This is a genomic window from Salininema proteolyticum, from assembly GCF_042685645.1.
Taxonomy (GTDB): domain Bacteria; phylum Actinomycetota; class Actinomycetes; order Mycobacteriales; family Micromonosporaceae; genus Salininema; species Salininema proteolyticum.
Window position 1 is genome coordinate 2,992,510 of sequence record NZ_JBHUNX010000001.1, and the last position, 23,092, is coordinate 3,015,601.

Below are 23,092 nucleotides of genomic sequence, written 5' to 3' on the forward strand. Positions count from 1 at the left end.
GTCCTTTTTGTGCTTTCGCGGAGGATCGACTCCGCGGTGACGCTGCTGCGCCCTAGTTCTCGCTCGCCATGAGGTCCTTGCCGCGCCACTCGAACTCGGGCTCGACAGAGAAATCGACGACAATCGGTACGAGCTTGTCGGCGTAGGCGTTCGCGTGGTGACCACAGAAGACGAGGTCACCGCCCTCGGCGAGCAGAACACGAAGCTTGGCCGCAGCGCCACACCGATCGCAGCGCTCTCCCGCGACAGGACGATCCGAAGTCTTCGGGGGCGTCAGGGTGGATGTCATAAGTACTCCTCCGCTGTGACCGGTTCTCTTTCCACACCCGGAGATCCCATTCCAGAACCACCGGGTCGCTCGGTACAACACCTGTGGACACTCTACTGTTCCATACCCGAGTGAGACTGTGCTCACTGGGTCGGAGCCTCGTGCCGAGTGCGGTACCCGAGTCGTACAAACGTTATCCGACTATTGCTCGAACAGCAAGGCCGGAACACCGTTTATCGCTGTCGGCGGAAATCGCGTAGCCGGATCGGGTGAACCTAGTCCAGGTAGTCGCGCAGCACCTGCGAGCGCGACGGATGGCGCAGCTTGGACATGGTCTTCGACTCGATCTGGCGGATGCGCTCGCGCGTCACCCCATAGACCTGGCCGATCTCGTCGAGGGTGCGCGGCTGCCCGTCGGTCAGGCCGAAGCGCAGCCTCACCACGCCGGCCTCGCGCTCCGAGAGCGTCTGCAGCACCTGCTGCAGCTGCCCCTGGAGCAGGCTGAACGACACGGCGTCGACGGCCACGATGGCCTCCGAGTCCTCGATGAAGTCGCCGAGCTGGCTGTCGCCCTCGTCGCCGATGGTCTGGTCGAGGCTGATGGGCTCGCGCGCGTACTGCTGGATCTCCAGCACCTTGTCCGGCGTGATGTCCATTTCCTTGGCCAGTTCCTCGGGCGTGGGCTCGCGGCCCAGGTCCTGGAGCATCTCGCGCTGGATGCGGCCGAGCTTGTTGATGACCTCGACCATGTGCACGGGAATGCGGATGGTGCGGGCCTGGTCGGCCATGGCGCGCGTGATGGCCTGGCGGATCCACCAGGTGGCGTAGGTGGAGAACTTGTAGCCCTTGGTGTAGTCGAACTTCTCCACCGCGCGGATCAGCCCGAGGTTCCCCTCCTGGATCAGGTCCAGGAACGCCATGCCGCGGCCGGTGTAGCGCTTGGCCAGAGAGACGACCAGTCGGAGGTTGGCCTCCAGGAGGTGGTCCTTGGCGCGGTCGCCGTCGCGGGTGATCCAGTCCAGGTCGCGGCGCATGCGCGTGGGGATCTCCTCGCCGGCCTCGCGCATCTGCCGCATGCGCTCGGCGGCGTACAGGCCGGCCTCGATGCGTTTGGCGAGCTCGACCTCCTGCGCGGCGTTGAGGAGGGGGACCTTGCCGATCTGTTTGAGGTAGGCGCGGACCGAGTCGGCCGAGGCGGTCATCTCGGCGTCCTTGCGGGCCTGCTTGAGGGCCTCGGAGTCCTCTTCGTCCCACTCGAAGTCGGACTCGTCGGGCTCGTCGCCCTCGCCCTTCTTGCCCTTCTTCGCGGCGGCCTTCTTGGCCGTCTTCTTCGCGGCGCGCTTCTTCGGCTTGGGGGCCTCTTCGGGCGGCAGTTCGATGACCGTGAACTCGACCTCGTCGCCGTCCCCCGCCGGCTCCGCCGCCTTCTTGGCGGCGGTCTTCTTGGCGGCCTTCTTCGCGGTGGCCTTCTTCGCCGTCTTCTTGGCGGCGGCCTTCTTCGCGGTCTTCTTGGCGCGCTTGGCGGCCGGCTCGTCTCCGGTCTCGGCGGCGACCTCGTCGACGGCGCTCGCCGCAGCGGTCGCGGCGGCCGACTTCTTGGTGGTCTTCTTCGCCGCGGCCTTCTTCGCGGTCTTCTTCGCCGGGGCCTTGGCGGAAGTGGAGCGGGCAGTGGAGGCGGTCCGGGCGGCGGGCACGCGCTTCTTGCCGGTCAGCGAGCCGTCCACCACGACGGTCACGTTGTTCTCGGCCAGGGATCGAAGGATCTGCTTGCCCTGGGCCGGTGTGGCCTGTCCAGACTCCAGAACCTGAGCGACAGTGGCGGAGGTGAGTTGGCCTTCGCTTTCACGGGCGAGAGCGAGTAGCGATTCGGTCAACGACTGTACGTCAGTGCCGTTGGGACGTGCGTCTGTCACGAGCAACCTTCCGAGGCATGTGGTGGGCGCGGCCGGGGCCGAGCTCCTCTTGGATCAAGCGGTGGCGGCGTGGCCCCGGCCGCCGCCACGAGCACTTGGCGGTCCTGGGCCACACGGGTGGCTGTCGGGCCGTCGGCCCGGTCGAGCGGGCGCGGCTCCGGATATTCAACTGTACGGGCAGAATTCGCCGGATTGCCATAACACGATCGGGCAAGCCGATCAAGGTCTGGTCCGGTGGACCGCAGTGGCCGCGGAGTCCGCCCGCGCCCCGTCGTCCCGGGCGGGAGGAGGGGCCGTCGCGCCCCCGCGCTCAGGCGGGGACCCAAGAATTGTAGCGCCGAATCAGCGAGATTGCCTGCCTGCGCGTCCGCGCCGGATGTGTTTTGATCGGCGTGTCGCTCCGCACGGGCCCGGCCGTGCCGATCGGAGGCGGGACCGGGACGGGGAAGACGGTGGCGGAATTTCCGGGGCCGCCTGGTCGGCTGTCGTGCGGGGCCGACAACGACTCGTGATGAGAGGGAGTTTCCGGGCCGCCCGGTCGGCCTGGTGGCCAGGCCCATGTGGCACCGCAAGTACAGGGGAGTTTCCGGGCCGCCCGGTCGACCCGTCGGCGGCCGGCCGAACGTACCGCCGCCTCTGGACTCGCCGACCGACCCTCGCACGGACCCGCCGATCGGGAACTCGTTCGGACCGCGGGCCGGCCCGCGGTCCGCTAGTCGACCGAGCAGGTGCCCTTGGGCGGGTCGATGCTGGAGGCGTGGCTCCAGGTCCGCAGGGCTTCGTCGGTGCGCAGCACCTGGTCGAAGCCCTCTCCGACGGTCACGGTCACGGGCTTGTCCCAGTCGGCTTGGAAGTTCTCGGCGCCGCGGTAGAAGTACGACTTGACGTGCAGTCCCGCGAGGTACTGGTCGGGACCGTAGGTGACCTCGGCGCTCTTGTCGACCCGGGCTTCGGTGTCGTCGCTCTCCACGACGGTGAAGCCGCGCTCCTCGAGCTGGTTGCGCGCGGTCTCTGCGAGCCCGTCGCGGTCGGTGCCGTTCAGCACGACGATCTCGATGTCCTCGAGCGGGGGGATCTTCTCGGGGTCGGTCTCGATGGGGATGAGGTCGCCCCCGCATGCGCCCGACGCGCCGTCCCCCTGCGTGTCCTTGGAGATGGCGATCCAAGTCGCCACGCCCGCCACGAGAACGAGAACACAGACGACCACGAACGCCCTGACCCGCGCGAACCGCATGAAACCTCCCCAGAATAGGACTCGCCATTAGAGTATCCTGCATTCCCTCCGCCGATTGCGGAGACGCTCGAGTTCACTCGGATTCGCCACTTGTTGTGTTGTTGCTCACAATTGGAACTATTCAGGCCACCCCTGTTGTAAAGAAGGGGTCGGCGTACGGTACAGTACGCCAACTGTCCCGAAGCGTTTACGTAACGCTCCGGTCACGATTGTGCTCGATTAAGGAAACCACTAGGAGCTTCGACCATGGCAACCGATTACGACGCCCCTCGGCGCGAGAAAGAAGAACCCCAGGGCGGTGAGGCCATCGAGGCCATCGCCAAGGGGAACCGGGACCAGAGCGGCAAGGTCGACGTCGACGAGACCGAGGTCGCCGAGAACTTCGAACTGCCCGGCGCCGACCTCGGAGACGAGGAGCTCTCCGTCAAGGTGGTCCCGATGCAGGACGACGAGTTCCGCTGCAGCAGCTGCTTCCTGGTCCAGCACCGGAGTCAGTACGCGGGCGACAAGAACGGGCAGCCCATCTGCTCCGACTGCGCCTAGTCGGCGGACCGCTTCCCCAGACGCCTGAGGCCCGAACGATCACGGATCGTCCGGGCCTTCGTCATAGTCTTCGATGGGGGCGGGCCTTACCCGAGTGCGCCCGCGATGAGGGCGCGGAGCCGGGGCCGGATCCCTCGGGGGTCAGGCTCCCCCTTCCACACCGGCCTCGCGGCCGGCGATGCGAGGACGGCTTCCTCGAAGGTCAGGCCTTCTCCAAGCGGGGCTCCCGGCCCGTCCGGGCGCTCCGGCCCGGTTCGGGACGCGGACCGGCCGCGTCGCGCACCGCCGCGAGGGCCTCGGCGAGCTCTTCGGGACGCCGGGACGACACTATCCAGTACGGGGTCGGGTCGTCCTCGTCGGCGAGCCGCACCAGGACGGCCGCGCGGCACCAGGGACGCTGGACCACGAAGCCCAGCGGGTGCGCGCCCACGCTCAGCATGTCGGATAGGGCGTGCCCGCGCAGGACCTCCACCTCTCCGATCGCCCAGGCGGGGAGCTTGGCGTCGTCGACGTGGAACCAGGCGCCGTCCCAGTCCTCCGCTCCCTCTCCGGAAGCCTCGTCGGAGACGGAGACCGCGAGGCGGCCCAGCCACCACATGCCGATGAGGACGACCACGGGGAAGACTGCGAGCGGGAGGAGGCGGTACCAGACATTGCCGCCCATGTAGAAGATGAGACCCGCGCCGAGGCCGAGGAGGGCCCCGGCGATCCAGCCCCACCAGGGCGGCATCAGAGTCTCGCGGAAGCTTGCGCTATTGTCGGCCACGTTCCGACCATACCCCAGCGACCGGCCCGGGCATGCCCAGGGATTGCCGATGGTGGGATGCCCTTCCACTAAGATCGGGGAGGCCCGTCGCGACTATCCAGGAGAACCCACAGTGACCGACCTACCCGTGCGGATCGTGATGCTCGACCCGGACCTGCCACAGCCGTCGTACGCGCATCCCGGCGACGCCGGCGCCGACCTCCGCTCCCGTGAGGACTTCGCCCTGGAGCCCGGCGAGCGCCGCCTCGTGCCGACCGGCGTCGCGGTCGAGATCCCCGAGGGCTACGTCGGCTTCATCACGCCGCGTTCCGGCCTCGCGCACCGCCTGGGCGTCACGGGCGTCAATTCGCCGGGGACCATCGACTCGGGATACCGTGGAGAGATACGGGTCAACCTGATCAACCTCGACCGAAGCGAAACGGTCGCAATGGAAAGAGGGAACCGGATCGCGCAGCTGGTGATCCAGCCGGTGGTGCGGGCCCGCTTCACCGCGGTGGACTCCCTGGAGGAGTCGGCGCGCGGAGAGGGCGGGCACGGGTCCTCAGGGGGGCACCGCGTACTGGCCGCCCCCGGAAAACCCCGGATGAACGATTAAGAGGAGAGAACTGGTGTTCGGACGCCGACGGTCTTCGAAGAAGAAGCACAAGGACGACGGTGCGGTGCTCGACTCGCTCGCCGAGACCGACGAGGTAGTCGAGCAGGAGGTCACGACCGGCCCCTATGACGTCGCCGACGCTCCCGAGGAGGACGAGGGCCGCAAGATCGACTTGGGCGCCATCCGCCTGCCCGTCCCCAAGGGCGTGGGATTCCAGGCCCAGACCGACGCGCAGGGCAACGTGGGCCAGGTCGTGCTGTCGGTGGGCAAATCGGCCGTGCAGGTGATGCTGCGGGCTGCTCCGCGCACCGAGGGCATCTGGGGCGAGGTCCAGGAGGACATCCGCCGGGAGATCGGCGCCAAGGGCGGCAAGTTCGACACCGCCGACGGCGAGTGGGGCCGCGAGCTGATCGCCCGGGTTCCGGCCAAGCAGGGTACGTCGGTCGTGCGGTTCGTCGGGGTCGACGGCCCGCGCTGGCTGCTGACGGGAACGTTCCAGGGCGAGGTCGCCGCCGACCCGTCGAAGGCCCCCGAGCTGTCGGAGGCCTTCGGGCGCATCGTCGTCGACCGCGGGAACCTGGCCATGCCCGTCAAGGAGCCGGTGCCGCTGAAGCTCCCGGCCAAGATGGCCGAGGCGGCCGCCCAGCAGATCGCCGAGCGCAAGGCCAAGGGCGGGGAACCCGACCGGGCCGTCGTCGCCGGCGGCGACACGCAGACGCCGAAGGTCCGCCGCAAGCCCTCCCCGAAGCCCCGCGGCTGAGATCGCAATGCCGGAGGGGGCAGTGGAGCGGAACGACGAGCCCGCGGGCCTGGCCGCGCGCCTGAAGAGGGGGTTGCACCGTCTCGGGGCGCCCGCCTCGGAGCTGGTGGCCGCCGACCTGAGCCGCGACGCCGAGTCGCACGGGAGGACTAGGCGCACGCCGATCGCGGACCTGCGGGTCCGCTCGTACTCCTCGATCCTCGGTAGACTGACGTTGATCGTCTTCGAAACCGGCGGTGCGGGTCTCGGCGTGAGGGCCGAGATCTCCGACGGTTCAGGGACGGCCGCCATCGTCTGGATGGGGCGCGGCCGCATCGCCGGCCTGGAGACCGGGTCGCGATTGAGGGTGACCGGAAGGGTCGCCGAGGGCGAGGATGGGCTGCGCACCTTCTACAACCCCGAATACCAACTGGTCCGCTAGGACCCGGAGATGAGGACTTGTGACCGCCACCCGACCTGAGCCGAGGCAGTCGTCCGAGGAGGAGCCCCCGTTCACCGAGCTGCTCGCACAGCAGCTGGGCGGAGTGAGGGGGTTCGTCGAGGCCGCCATCCCGATCACCGTCTTCATCGTCCTCAACCCCTTGCTGCCGGAGACGGTCGGCGGGTTCGAGGGCCTGCACGTGGCGATCGTCGCCGCGGTGGCCTCGGCCCTGGTCATCGCTGGCGTCCGCTTCGCCCGGCGCGAGTCGCCGCGGTACGCGCTCAACGGCCTGTTCGGCGTCGCCATCGGCGCTGTCCTGGCGTGGAAGAGCGGCGAGGCCCGGAACTTCTACATCTGGGGCGTGGTGCAGGGCCTGATATACGGTTTCCTGTTGATCGGATCGACCTTGGTGAAACACCCTATCGTCGGCTGGATGTACGCGATCCTGGCACGCGGAGGGAAGAAGGAGTGGCGTGAGGACAAGCCGCTGCTGAAGCTGATGGGCTTCGTGACGGTCGTCTGGGGCGTGGTGTTCCTGCTGAAGAACGTGCTGCGCCTGTGGCTCTACCAGATCGACGCCACGACCGCGCTGGGCCTGGTGACGCTCGTGGGCGGTTGGCCCGTCACGATCCTGTTGGGGTTGTGGACGGTCTATATGATCAAGAAGCGCCTGCCGCACCTGGCGGGGAAGATGAACTTCGGCTGAGGGCCGCGAACTCGGCGCGAGCGGCCCGGGGACTTCCCGTGGAGGACCGCGGGAGCGGGTCCCCGGCCACCATGTGAGAGGGTCCCGGCCTCCGGGCCGGGTCCGCGCGGCGTCTCCTAGGATTTGCGAATGCTCTTCGTGCGTCGCGTCGCCGCCTTCGCCGGCCGCTGGTTCGCCCTGCTCGTCCTCGCCGCCGCGGCCGTCGGCCTTCTCGCCCCGGCCGCGAGCGCGTCGCTGGCCCCCGCCATCACCCCGGTCCTCGGGGTCATCATGTTCGGTATGGGCCTCACCCTGCGGGCGAAGGACTTCGCCGTCGTGGCGCGGCACCCCGCGGCGGTCGCCGCGGGCGTGGCGGCCCAGTTCCTGGTCATGCCGCTGCTGGGCTGGGGCATCGGTCAGGTCATGGGCTTCACCGGCGCGCTCTTGGTCGGAATGGTGCTCGTGGGCGCCTCTCCGGGCGGCACGGCCTCCAATGTGGTCGTCTACCTGTCGCGCGGGAACGTGGCCCTGTCGGTGGCCATGACCTCTATTTCCACTCTCGTGGCGCCGTTGGCGACCCCTTTCCTGGTGCTCTGGCTGGCCGGTTCCGAGCTGCCGGTGGACGCCGGAGGGCTCATGGTCTCCATCGCACAGGTCGTCCTGGTCCCGGTGGTGTTGGGCATCCTGGTGCGCCGGTTCGCGTCGGGCCTTGTCACGCTGCTGCTTCCAGTCCTGCCGCTGGTGTCGGTCGCGGGGATCATGGTGGTGGTCGCCGCCGTCGTAGGAGCGAGCGCCGACACCGTGCTCTCCAGCGGCCTCCTGCTGTTCGCGGCGGTCATTCTCCACAATGGCCTGGGTTTGCTGCTCGGCTACGGCGCGGCCCGTCTGACCGGGGTGGACGAGGCGGGGCGCCGGGCGATCGCCGTCGAGGTCGGGATGCAGAACTCCGGGCTGGCCGCCGCTCTGGCCAACGCCCACTTCTCCCCCGCCGCGGCGCTTCCGGCGGCCGTGTTCTCCATCTGGCACAACGTGTCGGGGGCTCTGGCCGCGTCGTTCTGGGCGCGGCGGCCCGTCGAGTAGACCTTTGAAAGCCGGAGGCGGGCGTCTTGTCCTCCAACAGCTTGTCCTCCAACGGTGCGGGAAGGGCCGCCGAGCGCTGAGCGCTCGGCGGCCCTTCCCTATTCACCAGCGGTCGGCGGACCCGCTACGAGACGCTCACAGGGCCCTCGTCTGCTCCACCCAGCTGGCGTGCAGGTTGGCGTAGACCGACCCCGGTTCTTCCACCAGGTCGGCGTGGTGGCCCTTCTGCACCAGGTCGCCGTGGTCGAAGACGAGGACCTCGTCGCTCGTCTCGGCCGTGGAGAGGCGGTGGGCGATGATGACGGTCGTCCGCCCCCGCGTCACGGCGTCGAGGGCCTGGGCGAGCCTCAGCTCGGTGGCCGGGTCGACGGCGCTGGTGGCCTCGTCGAGGACCAGCAGGTCGGGGTCGGCGACGTAGGCCCGCACGAGGGCGACCAGCTGGCGCTCGCCGACGCTCAGGCTCTCCCCGCCCTCGCCGAGTTCGGTGTGCAGCCCGGCGGGCAGGCCGTCGACCCATCCGTCCAGGCCCACCGAGGAGAAGGCCGCGTAGATCTCGGCCTCGTCGGCCTCGGGGCGCGAGAAGCGGATGTTCTCGGCGAGGGTCCCGTCGAAGAGGAACCCCTCCTGGGGGACCATGACCACGCGACGCCGCAGGGACTCGAACCGGATCGTGCGGATGTCGGCGCCCGCCAGGGACACCGTTCCGGAACCGGGGTCCATGAGGCGGGTCAGCAGCTTGGCGAAGGTCGTCTTGCCCGAACCGGTCTCCCCGACCACGGCGTACTTGCGCCCGGCCGCGATGTCCACGGTGATGCCGTGCAGGATCTCCTCGCCGTCGTTGTAGGAGAAGCGGACGTCGTCGAAGGTGGCGCCCAGCTGTCCGGCGGACAAGTCGACGCCGTCGGCGCCGGGGTCGGCGACGTCCGGCTCGGTGTCGAGCACGTCGATGACGCGGCGCCAGCCGGACACGGCGTTCTGCGCCTCGTTGAGGATCTCGGTGCCGGTGACGATCGGCTGCACGAACAGGGTCACGAGGAAGAGGAACGCGGTGAGGCGCCCGACGGTGAGGTCGCCGCCGGACACCTGCCAGGCGCCGAAGGCGACCACGGCGGCCAGGACGATGAAGTTGGCGAACTCTCCGGCGCCGAAGGACCCGGCCGAGCGGTACATGGCCCGCAGCTGCGCCGAGCGGTGGTCCTCGATGGCGTCGTCGAGCCGCTTGGAGGTGCGGTGGCCGACCCCGTAGGCGCGGATGGTGTCGGCCCCCACGACGGACTCCGACACGCGCGTCAGCATGACGCCCACCGAGAGGCGCACGCGGGTGTAAGCGTTGGCCAGGCGGGGCTGCAGCCATTTGACGAGGTAAAGCGCCGGGAAGACGCTGACCCACACCACGAGCGCCAGCAGCGGCGAGTACCAGAACATGATGACCGAGGCGGCCAGCACCTGGCCGGCCGCGACGACCAGCTGTATGCCGCCGAACTGGAGGAACTGGCTGAGCTGGTCGATGTCGGTGGTGACGCGCGCGGTCAGGGAACCGCGCCGTTCCGACTGCTGGTGCAGCATGGACAGGTCGTGGATGTGGCGGAAGGCGCGCTCGCGCAGGCCCGCCAGGGCCGTCTCCGAGGTGACGAAGAGGCGCCGGTTCATCCAGTAGCTCACGCCGGCGGTGAGGACGATGACGCCCAGGGCGATCACGGCCACCGTCAGCACGTAGCCCGAGTTCGGGCCGTCCTCGCCGAGGATGCCGTTGTCCAGGACGTTCTGCACCGACACCGGGACGACGATGCGCCCGACGGTGGCGATGAGGGCCAGCACGATGGTGAAGGCCAGGCCGGTCTTGAGCTCCGGGGAGAAGGACAGGCCGCGTTTGAGGGTCTCGAGAGGGCTGAGCCTGCTCTCGTGGTCGGTGTCGTTCATGCCTTGGTCTCCTCCTCTTCGAACTCCCTCTCCGCCTCGGCCTGTTCGTAGGCCGTCACGAGGTCGGCGTAGGCGCCGTTGCGCTCCAGCAGGTCGGTGTGCGTTCCGATGTCGGCGACGCGGCCGTCCTTGAGGAAGACGACCTTGTCCGCCAGCGAGATGCTCGCGCGGCGGTAGGCCACGACGAGCACCGAGGTGGCCTGTCCGGAGTCCTTCAGGCCGGTCAGGATGGCCGCCTCGACCTTCGGGTCGACGGCGCTGGTGGCGTCGTCGAGGATCATCAGGCGGGGACGGCCCGCGAGGGCCCGGGCGATGGTGAGGCGCTGGCGCTGGCCGCCGGAGAGGCTGGTGCCCCGCTCCCCCAGCTCGGTGTCGACGCCCTCCGCGAGGTCGGCGATGAAGCCGTCGGCCTGGGCCGCCGCGAGCGCCTCGTCGACGTCCCGGTCGGTGACGCCCTCGCGTTCGAGGGTGATGTTGTGGCGGACGGTGTCGTCGAAGACGAACGGTATCTGGGTGACCAGCGAGGCCGACTCCGCGAGGCTGGCGTGCGAGAGGCCGAGCGTGTCGTGCCCGTCCAGCTCCACGCGTCCTCGAGTCGGGTCGACCAGGCGGGTGGCCAGGTGGGCGATGGTGGACTTGCCCGAGCCGGTCGCTCCGACCAGGGCGACGGTCTCACCGTGTTCGATGGTGAAGCTGACGTCGTCGAGAGCGCTCGTCCCGTCCGGGTAGGTGTAGGCGACGTGGTCGAAGCGGAGCTCGGCGGCGTGTTCGGCGTCGAGGTGCTTTTCGCCGTAAGTCATGTCGCCCTTCGCCGAGATCACGCGGTCGACGCGGTCGCGGCCGACCACGGAGGTGGGGATTTCGCCGAGGACCCAGCCGATGGCGCGGATCGGGAAGGCGATGACGGTGAACAGGAACGTCGCGGTGACGAGCTGTTCGAGGGTGAGGTTGCCGCTCTGGTAGCGGTAGAGGCCGACGAGGAGGACCGCGACGGAGGCGATCTCGGGCAGTGCCGTGATGACCGGCTCGAAGGCGGCTCGGATGCGGCCGACTCGGATGAGGGCGTCGCGGAGGCGCTGGGCGGAGTCGCGGAAGCGGCGCGTCTCCTGCTCTTCGCGTCCCATGGCCTTGACGACCAGGGCGCCGTCGAAGGACTCGTGCGCCACGGCGGAGACTTCGGCGCGCAGTTCCTGGGCGCGCTTGGCGCGCGGGGACATGCGGGTCGCGTACACGCCGTTGAGCGTGAACAGGGCGGGGACCAGGAGCAGCGCGACGAGTGCGAGCGCCCAGTCGAGCGAGAAGAGCACGGCCACGGAGGCGATGATCATGAAGGCGGTGCCGAAGGCGAACGGCAGCGGGGCCAGCGGCCGGGTGGCGGCCTCGACGTCGGCGTTCGCGTTGGACAGGAGCGTGCCGGTCTGGCGTTTCTGGTGCCAGGAGATCGGCAGGGACAGGTAGCGGCGGGTGACCGCGCGGCGGTAGTGGGCCTGGACCTGGAACATCATGGCGCCGGCGAAGATGCGCCGGGTGGCCATCGAGGTGAAGCGGATCAGCGACAGGGCGAAGAGGGCGAGGATGCCGAGGACGACCGTTCCGGTGAGGAACTCCTGTTGGCGGTAGCTGGGCACGACCACGCCGGTGACGATGTAGCCGACGGCGAACGAGGCGCCGATCTGGGTGGCCGAGTTGACGATGGCGCCGGTGACGGCGACGGTGAACAGCTTGGGTTCCAGGCGGACGGCGTCGCGGATGTTCTTCAGCCCGCGTCGGAGCAGGCGCTTGTCGGTTCGGTCTTCCGTGGTGGCGGGCGTGTCCGCGCCGTCGCCGGTCTCTGCGGTCTCGGTCCTCTCTTTCACCGCCTCGGCGTCGGGTTCTGGGTCGTCGCGTCTCACGCTGCGGCTCATGGTGGCGCCTCCCGGGGTTTGTGCGTCAAGGACGTCGGGCCACTCCGTGCGGGTTCGGTCCGAACCCTCCTGACTTGTCGGCAGGCAAGTGGTCGACCTTGCAATGATGCCCGAAGCGCGGAGCCGTAGGCAAACGGATTGCGAGGGCACGGCAGTGGCGGCCTGCTCTCTCTCAACATAGGGGTGAGCGGCGACATTCCTGTTCGGCACTGTGACGTGGGCGAAAGGCGGGCCCTTCGCTCCGGGTTTCACCCTGCGGGACCGGTGGGTCCACTGTTCAGAACGCCGGGACCGCTGCCGGGGAGGATCCCGCGGAGTGAATGGTTCGGGGAGGAGGCGCCCCTTCGGAGTGGCTCGGAGAGGTGGAGACGCCCCTTCGGAGGGGTTCAAAGGAGCGGGGTCGGTCCTTCAGAGTGGTTAAAGGAGGCGGGGACGGTCCTTCAGAGTGGGTCAAGCGGGCGGGGACGACCCCTCGGAGTGGTTCGGAAAGGCGAGGACGATCCGCCGCTCGGACGCCGAAGGGAGTCCAGCTCGGGGGTTGAGGACGCTTCCGAGCACTACCTGGCCAATCCGGGCGACGATCGCCGCCCGACAGACGGAACCTCCGGGCCGAACCGGTCAAGTCGTTCCCTCTACGCCCCTAACCGTCCACGGCGGTCCGGACCGGGTGTCCGGCGGCCGAGAGTTCGCTCTTCACCTCGCCGATGGAGACTTCGCCGAAGTGGAAGATGCTGGCCGCGAGCAGGGCGTCGGCCCCGGCGTCGACGGCCGGAGGGAAGTCGGCGGCCTTCCCCGCGCCGCCGGAGGCGATGACCGGGACGGACACCGCTTCGCGCGCCGAGCGGATCAGGGGAAGGTCGAAGCCGGCCTTGGTGCCGTCGCCGGCGATCGAGTTGAGCAGGATCTCGCCGGCGCCCAGGTCGGCGGCGCGTTCGATCCACTCGATCGCGTCGATGCCCGTGCGGCGGCGCCCGCCGTGGGTGGTGACCTCCCAGCCGGAGGGCGTCTCGGCCCGGTCGGCGACGTCGGCGCTCAGGACGAGCACCTGGTTGCCGAAGCGGTCGGCGATTTCGGCTATGACCTCGGGGCGCGCGATGGCGGCCGTGTTCACGCCGACCTTGTCGGCCCCGGCGCGCAGGAGCCTGTCGACGTCGTCGACGGTGCGGACTCCGCCCCCGACGGTGAGCGGAATGAAGACCTGTTCGGCACAGCGGCGGACCACGTCGAAGGTGGTCTCCCGGCCGGCCGACGAGGCGGTGACGTCGAGGAAGGTCAGTTCGTCGGCGCCGGCGTGGTCGTAGGCGCGCGCCAGCTCGACGGGGTCGCCGGCGTCGACGAGGCCGGAGAAGTTGACGCCTTTGACGACGCGGCCTTGGTCCACGTCGAGGCAGGGGATCACACGCACCGCTACAGACATGCCTCCAGGATACAAGGGACGCCGGAGAAGGGAAAATGTCCGGTTCACCAGGGTGCGAAAGCTGTTTCTTCCAGAGGAGACCCGTGGCTCGCCGTCGGCTCTCCCGTGGGAAGCCCGCGGAAGGCCCATAGCTCGCCGTCGGCTCTCCCGTGGAAGGCCCGCGGCTCGCCCGTGGAAAGCCCGTGGACGCCTCCGTAACAGTGGCAGGAAGCCGATTCGATGTCCGGCGCTGCGGGAATGTGGGCCGGCACTACGCGCAGTGCCGGCCCGTCGCAGCGATGAGGTCTGACCGCGGCCGTCCCCGTCCGGTGGCCCGCCCGCCGGACGGGGACGGGCTCCGGGCGTTTCACTGCGGCGTTCGCTGTGTCGTTCGTCGTACTGTTCGCCGTGTCGTTCTCCGGGCGGTCCCGGAGAGACCGGGTCCGCTCGTTCGCCGGCGCCCGTCCGGATCCGGGCCGCTCCCTCGGCGGCTCCGGAGTCCGGACTCTCGCTCAGCAGTCCCGCAGTTCCGGCGACTGGTTGAGCAGCTGCCCGCGCGGGGAGGTGAACTTGCGGTAGGTGTCGGAGTCGGCCTCCGAGGGCGGGAAGGCCGCCACGCGGTGGCAGTTCTGGAAGGCGAGCCTCACTCCGAAGTGGCGCTCGAGGGCGCCTCTCATGGCGTCCGAGGCGAGGACTCTCAGCAGCTGGCCGCGGGACGTCTCGTCCGGGGGCGGGGTCGTGTTGTCGGCGAACTGGGTCGAGCCGGTGGATGCGGCGATGCCGTTCTTGAGGTCGTCGACCACGTTGGCGATGACGTCCCACGCGTAAGGCAGGGAAGTCCTCACGCAGTCGATGAACTCGGCCTCGTCCACGTCGCCGTGTTCGGCCTTGGCCAGCAGTCGTTCTGGTACGTCCAGAGACATACGATTCTCCTCTCACAGAGCCGTGGTAACCCATTGTCGGGAGCGGAGGGTCCCCGCGCTGTCACTTAGGCGACCCAATTTCGTCCACGCATGCAAAACGTCTATGCCTGTACGAGAAAACGTCCTCTTCTTCCAAACGGGACCGCGCCCTTCTGGACGCTTGAGGCCGCCGGACGTGATCTCGGTCGGAGAACGTTGCCCTCCGGCGCGGCTCCGCGTAGCATCGGAGGCACACGCACAGCGGTCGATTTTCTTGTGCCACAAGAGAATTGACCGCCAAGACGCTGCCGCCCGACTGGGCTGGACGAGGCGGTGCCGTCGACTTGGCCGCCACAGCAGCCGATTCTGTCTTCGAACGGGTGGAGAAACCCTCCGGCCCGATCGATCCTCCCAAGGTGTGCGGGGCGCCGTCCGACCCTGACGGCGCCCCGTTCGATCTCTCGCTGCCCAAGCGGCCTTCGCCCCGCGAACGACGGGCGCTATGAAGGCCGGCGAGGCCGCCGCAGATCATGTTGATCCTCGCCCCGCGAACGACGGGCGTTCAGTCCAGCAGGTGCGGCCCCAGCACGTAGTCGGTCACGATCTGCGTCGACAGGTCGAAGCCCGTCTTCTCGTCGCCCCACGACTTGGCGGCCCGGGCGTGGAACTCGTGGGCCTGCGCGGTGAACTTGGTCCAGTCCTTCGGCGTCTCCAGCGCGAGGCCCCGCACCCGCTCCACCGCCGCCAGGTTGTCCGGCTCCAGATCCGCGATCGGCCCGACGCGCCCCCGCTCGGCGGCCTTCACGTACCCGGAGCGGCCCATCACCGCGACCAGGTTCTCCCCCACGTGCTCGCGCAGGAAGTCCGCGTCGGCCTCGTCCTCGACCTTGTTGCCCACCACGGCGATCCTCACGTCGTAGTCGGCGGCGTAGGACCGGTACTGCTCGAAGACTCCGACGCTGCGCAGCGTCGGCTCGCAGACCAGGTAGGTGCGGTCGAAGCGGGTGAACATGCCCGAGGCGAAGGCCTCGGCGCCGGCCACCATGTCCACGACGACGAAGTCCTCCGGAGCGTCGATCATGTGGTTGAGGATCAGCTCGACGGCCCCGACCTTCGAGTGGTAGCAGGAAACGCCCAGGTCGTCGGTGTCGAATCCGCCAGTGGCGGCGAAGCGGACTCCGCCGACGTCGCTGAAGGCCCGGGAGAAGACCGGGTTGTCGTCGTCCACGGTGAGCAGTCGTGACCCCGGCCCCGGCGGGGTGGTCTTGAGCATGGCCCCGTTCTCGGGGATGAGGGGGTTCGTGCCGCGCAGGTGCGTCTTGAGGTCGTGCAGGTGGTCGGCCAGTACCGGATGGGAGGCCGCGTCGGCGGGGTCGAGCCCGAGCGCGGCTCCCAGGTGCTGGTTGATGTCGGCGTCCATGGCCATGACGCGGTGTCCCTCGGCGACGGCGTGGCGGGCGAAGAGCGAGGCGAGGGTGGTCTTGCCCGAGCCTCCTTTGCCCACGAAAGCGAGCTTCACGGTTCCTCCAGGGTATTGATGAAAACGATTTCTATTTCAATTAACGATAGCAAGAGGCGGTCCGCAAGCGTCGCAACGGCGGGCGTGTCGCGGAGGAACCCGCAACCACACGCGAAAACGCCCCCGGCCATTCGGCCGGGGGCGTTCCCAGGATCTAGTCCTAGCGGTCTCGCTGCGGCGAGGGTCCGCGCAGACGGTAAGCGGATCAGACCTCCGCCATGGTGGCCGTCGGCCGCGACGAGTCGCCGTGGCCGCTGGCCTTCTTGCGGACATGGTGCGAGGCGAACGCGGCGGCGGCGACCGCGAGGGCCACGCCGTTAATCGCCAGGTTCTCCGACAGCAGCAGGAGACCGGCCGCAATGAAAGCCGTGCGCTCGTACCACAGCAGGCGGATGTCCAGGAAGCCCGCGAGGGCCGCGCCGATGGAAGCGACGCCGATGATCGACGTCAGGATCGAGAACGCGATGGCGCCCCAGTCCCCGCCCATGCCGAGCATCGCCGGGTTGAGCACGAACGCGAAGGGCACGATGAACCCGGATATCGCGATTCGCACCGACTCCACGCCCGTCTTCATGGCGGAACCACCGGAGATGCCGGCCGCGGCGAACGCCGCCAGGCACACCGGTGGCGTGATATCCGCCAGGACGCCGAAGTAGTACGCGAACAGCGATGCCGCGATCCAGATCTGCACCTCGGGAATGCCCATGACCGAGTATTCCGGCGTGATGAGATCGACGATGGTCGGGACGGCCACGGTGAACATGACGACGAAGTTCGCCGTGGTCGGCAGGCCGATGCCGAGGATCAGGCAGGCGATCATGGTGAAGAACAGGACCAGGTACAGCTGGGCGTTCTCCAGCGGTATGCCCCCGGCCATGGCGTCGCCCAGGTCGACCAGGCGGCTGCCGATGACGATCGAGACGCCGGTGTAGTTCAGGATGCCCGAGATGATGCCCGCGGCCGCCGTCGCGGCGATGATGGGCAGCGCCATCTTGGTCGCGTTGACGAAGGTGTTCAACAGGGTCGGCACCGTGAGCCGGTACTCCAGCTTCTGCCACTGGCGTGCGCCGCCGCGAAGGCGGAGCTTCCAGGCCGGACCCTCCGCGTCGCCGACGAGCGTGCGCGTCTTGATCATGCCCCAGACGAAGTAGGCCAGCTGAACGGCGAGGTTGATGCCGATCGTCCACAGGATCGCCCGGAACGCGGCGGCCATGGCCGTCATGCCACTGGAGATGATGATGACGATGATGATCAGCGGCAGCAGCAGGTAGCCCTGGGTCATCAGCAGCTTGAGCCCCTTGGGAAGCTCCTCCTTGGGGAGGCCCATGATGCCTTCGCGCTTCGATATGAAGTGGATGATGATGTACTGCGCGACGAAGAACAGGATCGCCGGGACGATGGCCGCGGCGATGATCTGGTCGTAGCCCACCCCTCGTCCGATGAGCGCGAGCATGAGGAACGCTCCGGCGCCCATGATCGGCGGCGTGATCTGCCCTCCCGTCGAGGAGGCCGCTTCGACCGCGCCGGCGAACTCCTTACGGTATCCGCTGCGTTTCATCATCGGAATGGTGAAGGCGCCGTTGGAGACAGTGTTGGCAACTGAGGAGCCGGTGATCATGCCGGAGAACACCGAGGTGATGACGCCGACCTTCGCCGTTCCACCGACCCGCTTGCCCGCCATGGCGAGCGCGAGGTTGGTGAAGAACTTCTCCATGCCCGTTGACTGGAGCAGGGCCGCGAAGATCATGAACAGGAAGATCGTGTCGTAGGAGACCTGCAGCGGCGTTCCGAAGACACCGCCGCCGGTGGTCAGGAACTGCCCGGTGAGGATGTCGGTCGGGTCCATGCCTCCGTGCCAGAGCACGTCGGGCATGTTGGGTCCGAAGAACGCGAAGGCGAACAGGATGGAGACGACGACGCCGAGGGCCATGCCCACGGCACGGACCGCGGCCACGCACACGAGGAGGAGTCCCACGGTCGCCGCGGCGGCGGCGGTGGCGGTGATGCCGCCGGGGATCTTCCAGTCGGCCTGTTCGGGGTTGAGGAGGGACCAGATGGCGGCCCAGGCGCCGAGCGCGGCGAGGAGGACGTCGGCCGGGGGGATGCCGCCGATGGTGATTTTGAGGTAGCGGACCGACTGGATGACTATCAGGAGGAGAACCGCCGGGAGGATGAGCATCGGCGGGGTCTCGAACGTGACTGCCACGTAGGCCAGCGCCCCGAGGAGGAGGGCGGTCCACACGAGGCCGCGTCCGGCCTCGGTGCCGAAGAGGTAGCCGCGGACGCGGTTGAGGAGGCCGTCTTGGAACTTGGGTTCCCTGCCCCACTCGCGCCCGTACTTGGGCTTGTAGACCAGGAAGATGAGGGCCAGTCCGAATCCGAGGTGGATCGGGCCCATCTGGTTGGTGGGAAGGATGCCCTTCCAGCCGGTCCAGAACTGGAAGAGGGCCATGGCCAGGGCGATCGTCCAGATCGTCCACTTCCACCAGGGGCTTATCTCGTTGTCGTGGCGGATATTGCCGACGGGTTCGGCCAGCGGCTCGGCATCGGCGAGGGCGTGTATGTCCTCAGCGGCCTGCTCGCGGTCGTAGGCGACCTCTGGGTCGCCGTCGTCCTTTCGGACGGGGGCGGTGTTGTTCGCCATGGGTCTCGCCTTCCGGGTAGGGACGGACTCGGGGAGCAGTCAAAGGCGATGACCAGGCGGACACCCGCCTGGTCATCGCACTGCGCTGCTGGGGAGCCTAGAGGATCCCCTGCTCCTCGAAGTACTTCTTGGCGCCGGGGTGGATCTCGACGCCTTTGAGACCCTTGATCGCGTTCTCGACGTCGACCTGCTCGCTCAGGGCGGCGTCGATGTCAGCGGTGTCCTCGTAGAGGGCCTTGACCAGGTCGTAGACGACGTCCTCGCTCACCTCCGGGCTGGCGTAGAGGGAGGCGAAGTTGGTGACGGTGACCGCGTCCTCGTCGACGCCCTCGTAGGTGCCGGCCTCGATGGTCATCTGGTCCAGGGTGGAGTCCTCGTCCAGCAGCTGCTGGATGAGCTCGTCTCCGAACTCGACGAAGGTGAGGTCCGTGGAGTTGGTGACCTTGGAGATGGCCGAGGAGGGCACGGAGAGGACGCCGAAGGCGGCGTCGACCTGGCCGTCGGCGATCTTGTCGCCCGCGGCGCCGAACTTGTCGGCGAAGGTCTGGGCGGGCTCGATTCCGGCGGAGTCGAGGATCTTCTTGGCCAGAGCCTGGGTACCGGAACCGTCGGGACCGATGGCGACGCGCTTGCCTTCGAGGTCGTCGATGGTCTCGATGCCCGCGTCGGCGCCGGCGACCACGTGCAGGACCTCTGGGTAGAAGTTGCCGACGAACTGGAAGTTCGGCTCGACGTTCGCGAAGTCGCCCTCCTGGGCGGCGGCCTGGGTGGCCGTTCCGTTGATCGACATGCCGAGGTCGAGGTCGCCCTCGCTGATCTGGGTCAGGTTGTCCACCGAGGCGCCGGTCTCCTTGGAGGTGACGCGGGTGTCGGTGTTCTTGGACCACATTTCGGCGGTGGCCGCGCCGAAGCTGAAGTAGTCGCCGCCGGTCGAGCCGGAGCCCATCTCCAGTCGGTCGCCGTCATTGCCGCCGCCGCAGGCGGCCGTGCCGGCCACCAGTGCCGTCAGGGCAAGAGAGGCAGTGATCTTTCCTGCTTTACGCAGCATTCCCGTCTCCGTTTCGGATTCGTTTTCAACGTCATTGTCAGGCTGGGCGCACGGGGGCGCCACGGGGGATGTACTGACTTTACGTGGTCGGCGCAACCGTCGAACAGATCTGGAAGGGTATGTTGCGCAGGTGTTCCCAAAACGTTATGGAATGCCACGGTACGGGATCGGCTCACTACCGTGCGGGTTCCGTCGGCGAGCTAGACTTGCCGCGTGTCAAGGATTCAGGTTGTGCACCGCGGTCTCATGGACTACCAGGAGGCCTGGGACCTGCAGAAAGAACTGCAGCAGCGTCGGATCGACGACGAGATAGACGACACCGTCGTCCTCCTCCAGCATCCGAGCGTCTACACGGCGGGGAAGCGCACCGAGGCCTGGGCGCTCCCGCAGGACGGGACCCCCGTGGTGACCGTCGACCGGGGCGGCCAGATCACCTGGCACGGTCCGGGCCAGATCGTCGGCTACCCCATCGTCAAGATGCGCCGGGGCGTCGACGTGGTCGGCTACGTGCGACGCGTCGAGGACATGGTCTCCGCCGTCTGCCACGAGTTCGGGGTGACGACCGCCCGCGGGCGGATGAAGGACCGGACCGGGGTGTGGATCCCGGCCGACGACAAGGGCCCCGACCGCAAGATCTGCGCGATCGGCGTGCGCGTGCGCTGGGCGACGACCATGCACGGCTTCGCCCTCAACTGCGATTCCGACCTCGGCCACTTCGACCGGATCGCCCCGTGCGCCATCACCGACGCCTCGGTCACGAGCCTCAGCAAGGAGCTGGGCCGCGAGGTCACCGTCGCAGAGGTGCTCCCGGTCGTGGAGAAGCACCTGGATCTGATCCTGGAGGAAGACCTGGAGGAAGAGGAGCGCGGCTGAACCGCCGCGGTCCCCGGGACGGCGCCCGTCGAGGCCCCGAGCGGTCCGGGCGCCTTCCGACTGTCTCCCCGCGCGGGGGGACAGTCCAGCCGAACGCCTTTCGAGATCCTGCGGGAGGCCGTCACCCGCGGCGGAACAGGCTGCCATGTCAGGCGACCTCCCCGCGGTAGAGGGGCCGTGTCACTCCCGCGCGGGGGAACAGGCCGGATAGGCCTCAGGCTGGTCGTCCGCCGCCTCGGGCTCGCCCCCGGTCATGACGGCGTAGATGTTCTTCCACGAGTCCGACCCGGGGTAGAAGACCTCCGAGTGCGAGTGGACGCCCTCGATCTTCTTGCCCAGGATTCCCTGCGCGGCCAGCGAGTTGCCCGAGTCGTCGACCGCTCCCGGATCGGCGCTGAGGTAGCCGGGGTCGAGCACCGTCACCCCGGGGAACTCGTCGGGGTCCTCGCCGTGGCCCAGCAGCGGCATGTACGGCAGCCCCTGGATGTACGAGATGGGGTCGCCCTCGGCCGTCATCGAGTAGCGCTCACGGCAGGGGTCTGAATAGTCGCCGGGGCCGGCCACTTCGTGGCCCATGCCGGCCGAGGCCACCTGCAGCACGCGCTCGCCGGCCATCTGGTGGCGCTCGGCCTCCCCGACGACGGCGCCTCCGTAAGAGTGGCCAACGACCGTCATGTACTTGTCGGGGTACTGCGCCGCGACGTCCTCGCTGAACCTCGCCAGCCGCTCTCCGGCGATCTCCGCCCAGTTGGCCCACGAGGACTCCACCCAGCCCGAGGGCCAGGGCGCGCCCGCCCAGACGATGACCGCAAGGTCCCCGTCGGAGGCGTCCACCAGGCTCTGGGCCCGCCACTGGTAGAGGTCGAAGTTGTGGTTGTCGATCGTGGCGGCCGAGCCGGGGACGAGGATCGAGACCTTCTCGGCGCTCTCCATGTCGCCGACGACCTCGACCCACGAGCCGTGGCCGTCGTTGAGGTAGGGGTCTACGTAGAGGAAGTCGCGGCCGGACTCGCGCACCGCGCCGAGGTCGCCGCGCGGCGGGCGCTCGCCGCCGGTCCAAGGGCGCTGGGGATAGGTCGGCTCCTTCGAGACCTCTTCGGCCGCGACGGTCATGATCCGCGAGGAGAGCCGTTTGGACGAGAAGGGGACGCCGTCGAGGCGCATCATCGTGTCGGGGTAGAGCACGGCGAGCCAGTCGTCGGTCTCCTCCCCCAGGGAGGCGAAGAACTCCTGCATGTCCACGGGGTCCATGGCCCGGGGGTTGTCCCGCAGCCCCCGCAGGGCCGATTCCAGGCTCCCGGCGTCCTGGCCGGGCACGGAGTCCATCCGCTCCACGGCGGCCGACGGGTCGGCCTCCAGCTCGGCGACCGCCTCCTCCGGGTCGTCGCCGGCCAGTCCGGCCTCTTCGACCAGGATCGCCGTCTCAACGGCGGCGACCGACGGATCGACGTCGGAGAGGTCGGGGACCTCGGCCGGAACGGGCGCGCGCGTCAGCGAGCTGAGCAGCACCAGGGCGGCCGCGCCCATGCTCAGCGTGTGGAAACGCCGCGAGCGCAGGAGGCCCTTGGTCCACTTCATCGGCCGCACGCACCACTCCTCTCGGTCAGGCGGCACGGGTCGGGGAAGACCCGTCGAAGGCTGTGCCCGAGGCTGTCGCCGTCGTCCCGGTCAGGCGGCTCGCGCGGTGTAGCGTCCGCCGCGGTTCTCCAGGATCAGGGGCATGCCGAACGCCTTCGAGAGTGCCTCGGCCGTGAGGGTCTCCGCAATGGGCCCCGAGGCCACAATGTCACCGCCCGAAAGTATCAACGCGTGGGTGAAACTCGGGGGGATCTCCTCGACATGGTGCGTGACCAGCACCGTGGCGGGGCTGGCCGGGTCGGCGGCCAAAGATGAGAGAGTCGCCACAAGTCCCTCGCGGGCGCCGAGGTCGAGCCCGGCGGCCGGCTCGTCGAGCAGGAGGACCTCGGGGTCGTTCATGAGCGCGCGGGAGATGAGCACGCGCTTGCGCTCGCCCTCGGAGAGGGTCCCGAAGGTGCGGTCGGCGAGCGACCCGACACCGAGCCAGTTGAGCAGCGACATGGCGCGCTCGGTGTCGTACTCGTCGTAGTCCTCGCGCCAGCGGCCCACGACCGACCAGGCGGCGGTGCGGACCACGTCGAGGGCGGTCTCGTCGCTCGGGAGCGCGGCGGCGACCTCGGCGGTGGACAGTCCGATTCGGGGGCGCAGTTCGAAGAGGTCGACCTTGCCGACCGTCTCGTCGAGGATCTCGACGGTGCCCGAGGTCGGGTGCGACCGGGCGGCGGCCAGGTTGAGCAGGGTGGTCTTGCCCGCGCCGTTGGGCCCGAGGACGACCCAGCGCTGGTCGGAGTCGACTCGCCAGTCGACGCGGTTGATGAGGTTCTTGCCGCCGCGGCGAATGACGGCGTCACTGATGTCGATGATGCGTTCGGCTTGTCCCACGTTGACCATCTAACCACGCTCGCGCCTCCGCCCGGCGGCGAAGCCTCCCGGGTATGGCTTGCCACCCTGTCGGGTGGTTCGGTCGGCCGCTTCCTGGTGGCCGGTAGCGCAGCGGGGGCGTTTCCCCACGGCACCTTGGGAGTAGGGGGAGGACCCACTTC

At 68.8% G+C, this 23,092-nt stretch carries 20 protein-coding genes; 7 read left to right on the forward strand and 13 right to left on the reverse strand.

Annotation, left to right across the window (positions count from 1 at the left end; genetic code table 11):
- Positions 1–52 precede the first annotated feature (52 nt).
- From ACFTE1_RS13855 to ACFTE1_RS13865, 3 genes are all read right to left on the reverse strand, one after another.
- Positions 53–289, reverse strand: coding sequence for a DUF7455 domain-containing protein (locus ACFTE1_RS13855; RefSeq protein ID WP_380622312.1), 237 nt, complete (start codon positions 287–289; stop codon positions 53–55).
- 254 nt (positions 290–543) lie between these two features.
- Complete coding sequence (locus ACFTE1_RS13860; RefSeq protein ID WP_380622314.1) at positions 544–2,181, reverse strand: RNA polymerase sigma factor; 1,638 nt, start codon at positions 2,179–2,181, stop codon at positions 544–546.
- A 712-nt stretch (positions 2,182–2,893) separates the two neighbouring features.
- Positions 2,894–3,355, reverse strand: a complete 462-nt coding sequence (locus tag ACFTE1_RS13865; RefSeq protein WP_380762750.1) for a LytR C-terminal domain-containing protein — start codon at positions 3,353–3,355, stop codon at positions 2,894–2,896.
- 306 nt (positions 3,356–3,661) lie between these two features.
- Here ACFTE1_RS13865 and ACFTE1_RS13870 point away from each other — a divergent pair, with 306 nt between their 5' ends.
- Positions 3,662–3,958 carry a DUF4193 domain-containing protein gene (locus ACFTE1_RS13870; RefSeq protein ID WP_380622318.1) on the forward strand — a complete coding sequence of 99 codons (297 nt, stop codon included), beginning with the start codon at positions 3,662–3,664 and terminating at the stop codon, positions 3,956–3,958.
- A gap of 202 nt (positions 3,959–4,160) precedes the next feature.
- Here ACFTE1_RS13870 and ACFTE1_RS13875 read toward each other — a convergent pair whose 3' ends face one another.
- On the reverse strand, positions 4,161–4,724 hold the full coding sequence (locus ACFTE1_RS13875; RefSeq protein ID WP_380622320.1) for a DUF3093 domain-containing protein: 564 nt from the start codon (positions 4,722–4,724) through the stop codon (positions 4,161–4,163).
- A gap of 112 nt (positions 4,725–4,836) precedes the next feature.
- Here ACFTE1_RS13875 and dut point away from each other — a divergent pair, with 112 nt between their 5' ends.
- The 5 genes from dut to ACFTE1_RS13900 all read left to right on the forward strand — a co-directional run bounded on the left by dut (position 4,837) and on the right by ACFTE1_RS13900 (position 8,265).
- Positions 4,837–5,319, forward strand: a complete 483-nt coding sequence (dut, locus tag ACFTE1_RS13880; protein WP_380622322.1) for a dUTP diphosphatase — start codon at positions 4,837–4,839, stop codon at positions 5,317–5,319.
- Between the two features lie 13 nt (positions 5,320–5,332).
- Positions 5,333–6,079: a DUF3710 domain-containing protein gene (locus tag ACFTE1_RS13885; protein ID WP_380622324.1), complete on the forward strand. Its 747-nt coding sequence runs from the start codon at positions 5,333–5,335 to the stop codon at positions 6,077–6,079.
- A 22-nt stretch (positions 6,080–6,101) separates the two neighbouring features.
- Positions 6,102–6,500: a DNA-binding protein gene (locus ACFTE1_RS13890; RefSeq protein ID WP_380762753.1), complete on the forward strand. Its 399-nt coding sequence runs from the start codon at positions 6,102–6,104 to the stop codon at positions 6,498–6,500.
- A gap of 19 nt (positions 6,501–6,519) precedes the next feature.
- Positions 6,520–7,206: a DUF3159 domain-containing protein gene (locus ACFTE1_RS13895; protein WP_380622328.1), complete on the forward strand. Its 687-nt coding sequence runs from the start codon at positions 6,520–6,522 to the stop codon at positions 7,204–7,206.
- Between the two features lie 129 nt (positions 7,207–7,335).
- Positions 7,336–8,265 (forward strand): bile acid:sodium symporter family protein, encoded by a 930-nt coding sequence (locus ACFTE1_RS13900; protein ID WP_380622329.1) that lies wholly within the window; start codon positions 7,336–7,338, stop codon positions 8,263–8,265.
- Positions 8,266–8,400: 135 nt separating this feature from the next.
- Here ACFTE1_RS13900 and ACFTE1_RS13905 read toward each other — a convergent pair whose 3' ends face one another.
- From ACFTE1_RS13905 to ACFTE1_RS13935, 7 genes are all read right to left on the reverse strand, one after another.
- Entirely contained in the window at positions 8,401–10,185 is a 1,785-nt protein-coding gene (locus tag ACFTE1_RS13905; RefSeq protein WP_380622331.1) for an ABC transporter ATP-binding protein, read from the reverse strand.
- On the reverse strand, positions 10,182–12,089 hold the full coding sequence (locus ACFTE1_RS13910; protein WP_380622333.1) for an ABC transporter ATP-binding protein: 1,908 nt from the start codon (positions 12,087–12,089) through the stop codon (positions 10,182–10,184). The genes ACFTE1_RS13905 and ACFTE1_RS13910 overlap by 4 nt, the downstream gene beginning before the upstream one ends.
- Before the next feature lie 640 nt (positions 12,090–12,729).
- Positions 12,730–13,506, reverse strand: a complete 777-nt coding sequence (gene hisF / locus ACFTE1_RS13915) for an imidazole glycerol phosphate synthase subunit HisF (RefSeq protein ID WP_380622335.1) — start codon at positions 13,504–13,506, stop codon at positions 12,730–12,732.
- Between the two features lie 491 nt (positions 13,507–13,997).
- Entirely contained in the window at positions 13,998–14,408 is a 411-nt protein-coding gene (locus ACFTE1_RS13920) for an SCO5389 family protein (protein WP_380622337.1), read from the reverse strand.
- 541 nt (positions 14,409–14,949) lie between these two features.
- Complete coding sequence (locus tag ACFTE1_RS13925) at positions 14,950–15,906, reverse strand: ATP-binding protein (RefSeq protein WP_380622339.1); 957 nt, start codon at positions 15,904–15,906, stop codon at positions 14,950–14,952.
- Between the two features lie 205 nt (positions 15,907–16,111).
- Entirely contained in the window at positions 16,112–18,550 is a 2,439-nt protein-coding gene (locus ACFTE1_RS13930; RefSeq protein WP_380622341.1) for a TRAP transporter permease, read from the reverse strand.
- Between the two features lie 97 nt (positions 18,551–18,647).
- Positions 18,648–19,598 carry a TAXI family TRAP transporter solute-binding subunit gene (locus tag ACFTE1_RS13935; protein WP_380622343.1) on the reverse strand — a complete coding sequence of 317 codons (951 nt, stop codon included), beginning with the start codon at positions 19,596–19,598 and terminating at the stop codon, positions 18,648–18,650.
- A 213-nt stretch (positions 19,599–19,811) separates the two neighbouring features.
- Between ACFTE1_RS13935 and lipB the strand changes: the two genes are divergently transcribed.
- Positions 19,812–20,471: a lipoyl(octanoyl) transferase LipB gene (gene lipB / locus ACFTE1_RS13940; protein WP_380622345.1), complete on the forward strand. Its 660-nt coding sequence runs from the start codon at positions 19,812–19,814 to the stop codon at positions 20,469–20,471.
- A gap of 180 nt (positions 20,472–20,651) precedes the next feature.
- Here the strand turns inward: lipB and ACFTE1_RS13945 are convergent, their stop codons facing one another.
- Positions 20,652–22,049, reverse strand: a complete 1,398-nt coding sequence (locus ACFTE1_RS13945) for an alpha/beta hydrolase (RefSeq protein ID WP_380622362.1) — start codon at positions 22,047–22,049, stop codon at positions 20,652–20,654.
- Between the two features lie 90 nt (positions 22,050–22,139).
- Positions 22,140–22,940: an ABC transporter ATP-binding protein gene (locus tag ACFTE1_RS13950; RefSeq protein ID WP_380622347.1), complete on the reverse strand. Its 801-nt coding sequence runs from the start codon at positions 22,938–22,940 to the stop codon at positions 22,140–22,142.
- Between the last annotated feature and the right edge of the window lie 152 nt (positions 22,941–23,092).

What these genes read in the sequence shown, in the direction of transcription:
- ACFTE1_RS13910 (WP_380622333.1), bottom strand. Translation starts at nt 12,089, where the DNA reads ATGAGCCGCAGCGTGAGACGCGACGACCCAGAACCCGACGCCGAGGCG.
- ACFTE1_RS13930 (WP_380622341.1), bottom strand. Translation starts at nt 18,550, where the DNA reads ATGGCGAACAACACCGCCCCCGTCCGAAAGGACGACGGCGACCCAGAG.
- ACFTE1_RS13945 (WP_380622362.1), bottom strand. Translation starts at nt 22,049, where the DNA reads ATGAAGTGGACCAAGGGCCTCCTGCGCTCGCGGCGTTTCCACACGCTG.
- ACFTE1_RS13855 (WP_380622312.1), bottom strand. Translation starts at nt 289, where the DNA reads ATGACATCCACCCTGACGCCCCCGAAGACTTCGGATCGTCCTGTCGCG.
- ACFTE1_RS13900 (WP_380622329.1), top strand. Translation starts at nt 7,336, where the DNA reads ATGCTCTTCGTGCGTCGCGTCGCCGCCTTCGCCGGCCGCTGGTTCGCC.
- ACFTE1_RS13935 (WP_380622343.1), bottom strand. Translation starts at nt 19,598, where the DNA reads ATGCTGCGTAAAGCAGGAAAGATCACTGCCTCTCTTGCCCTGACGGCA.
- hisF (WP_380622335.1), bottom strand. Translation starts at nt 13,506, where the DNA reads ATGTCTGTAGCGGTGCGTGTGATCCCCTGCCTCGACGTGGACCAAGGC.
- ACFTE1_RS13905 (WP_380622331.1), bottom strand. Translation starts at nt 10,185, where the DNA reads ATGAACGACACCGACCACGAGAGCAGGCTCAGCCCTCTCGAGACCCTC.
- ACFTE1_RS13920 (WP_380622337.1), bottom strand. Translation starts at nt 14,408, where the DNA reads ATGTCTCTGGACGTACCAGAACGACTGCTGGCCAAGGCCGAACACGGC.
- ACFTE1_RS13870 (WP_380622318.1), top strand. Translation starts at nt 3,662, where the DNA reads ATGGCAACCGATTACGACGCCCCTCGGCGCGAGAAAGAAGAACCCCAG.
- ACFTE1_RS13950 (WP_380622347.1), bottom strand. Translation starts at nt 22,940, where the DNA reads ATGGTCAACGTGGGACAAGCCGAACGCATCATCGACATCAGTGACGCC.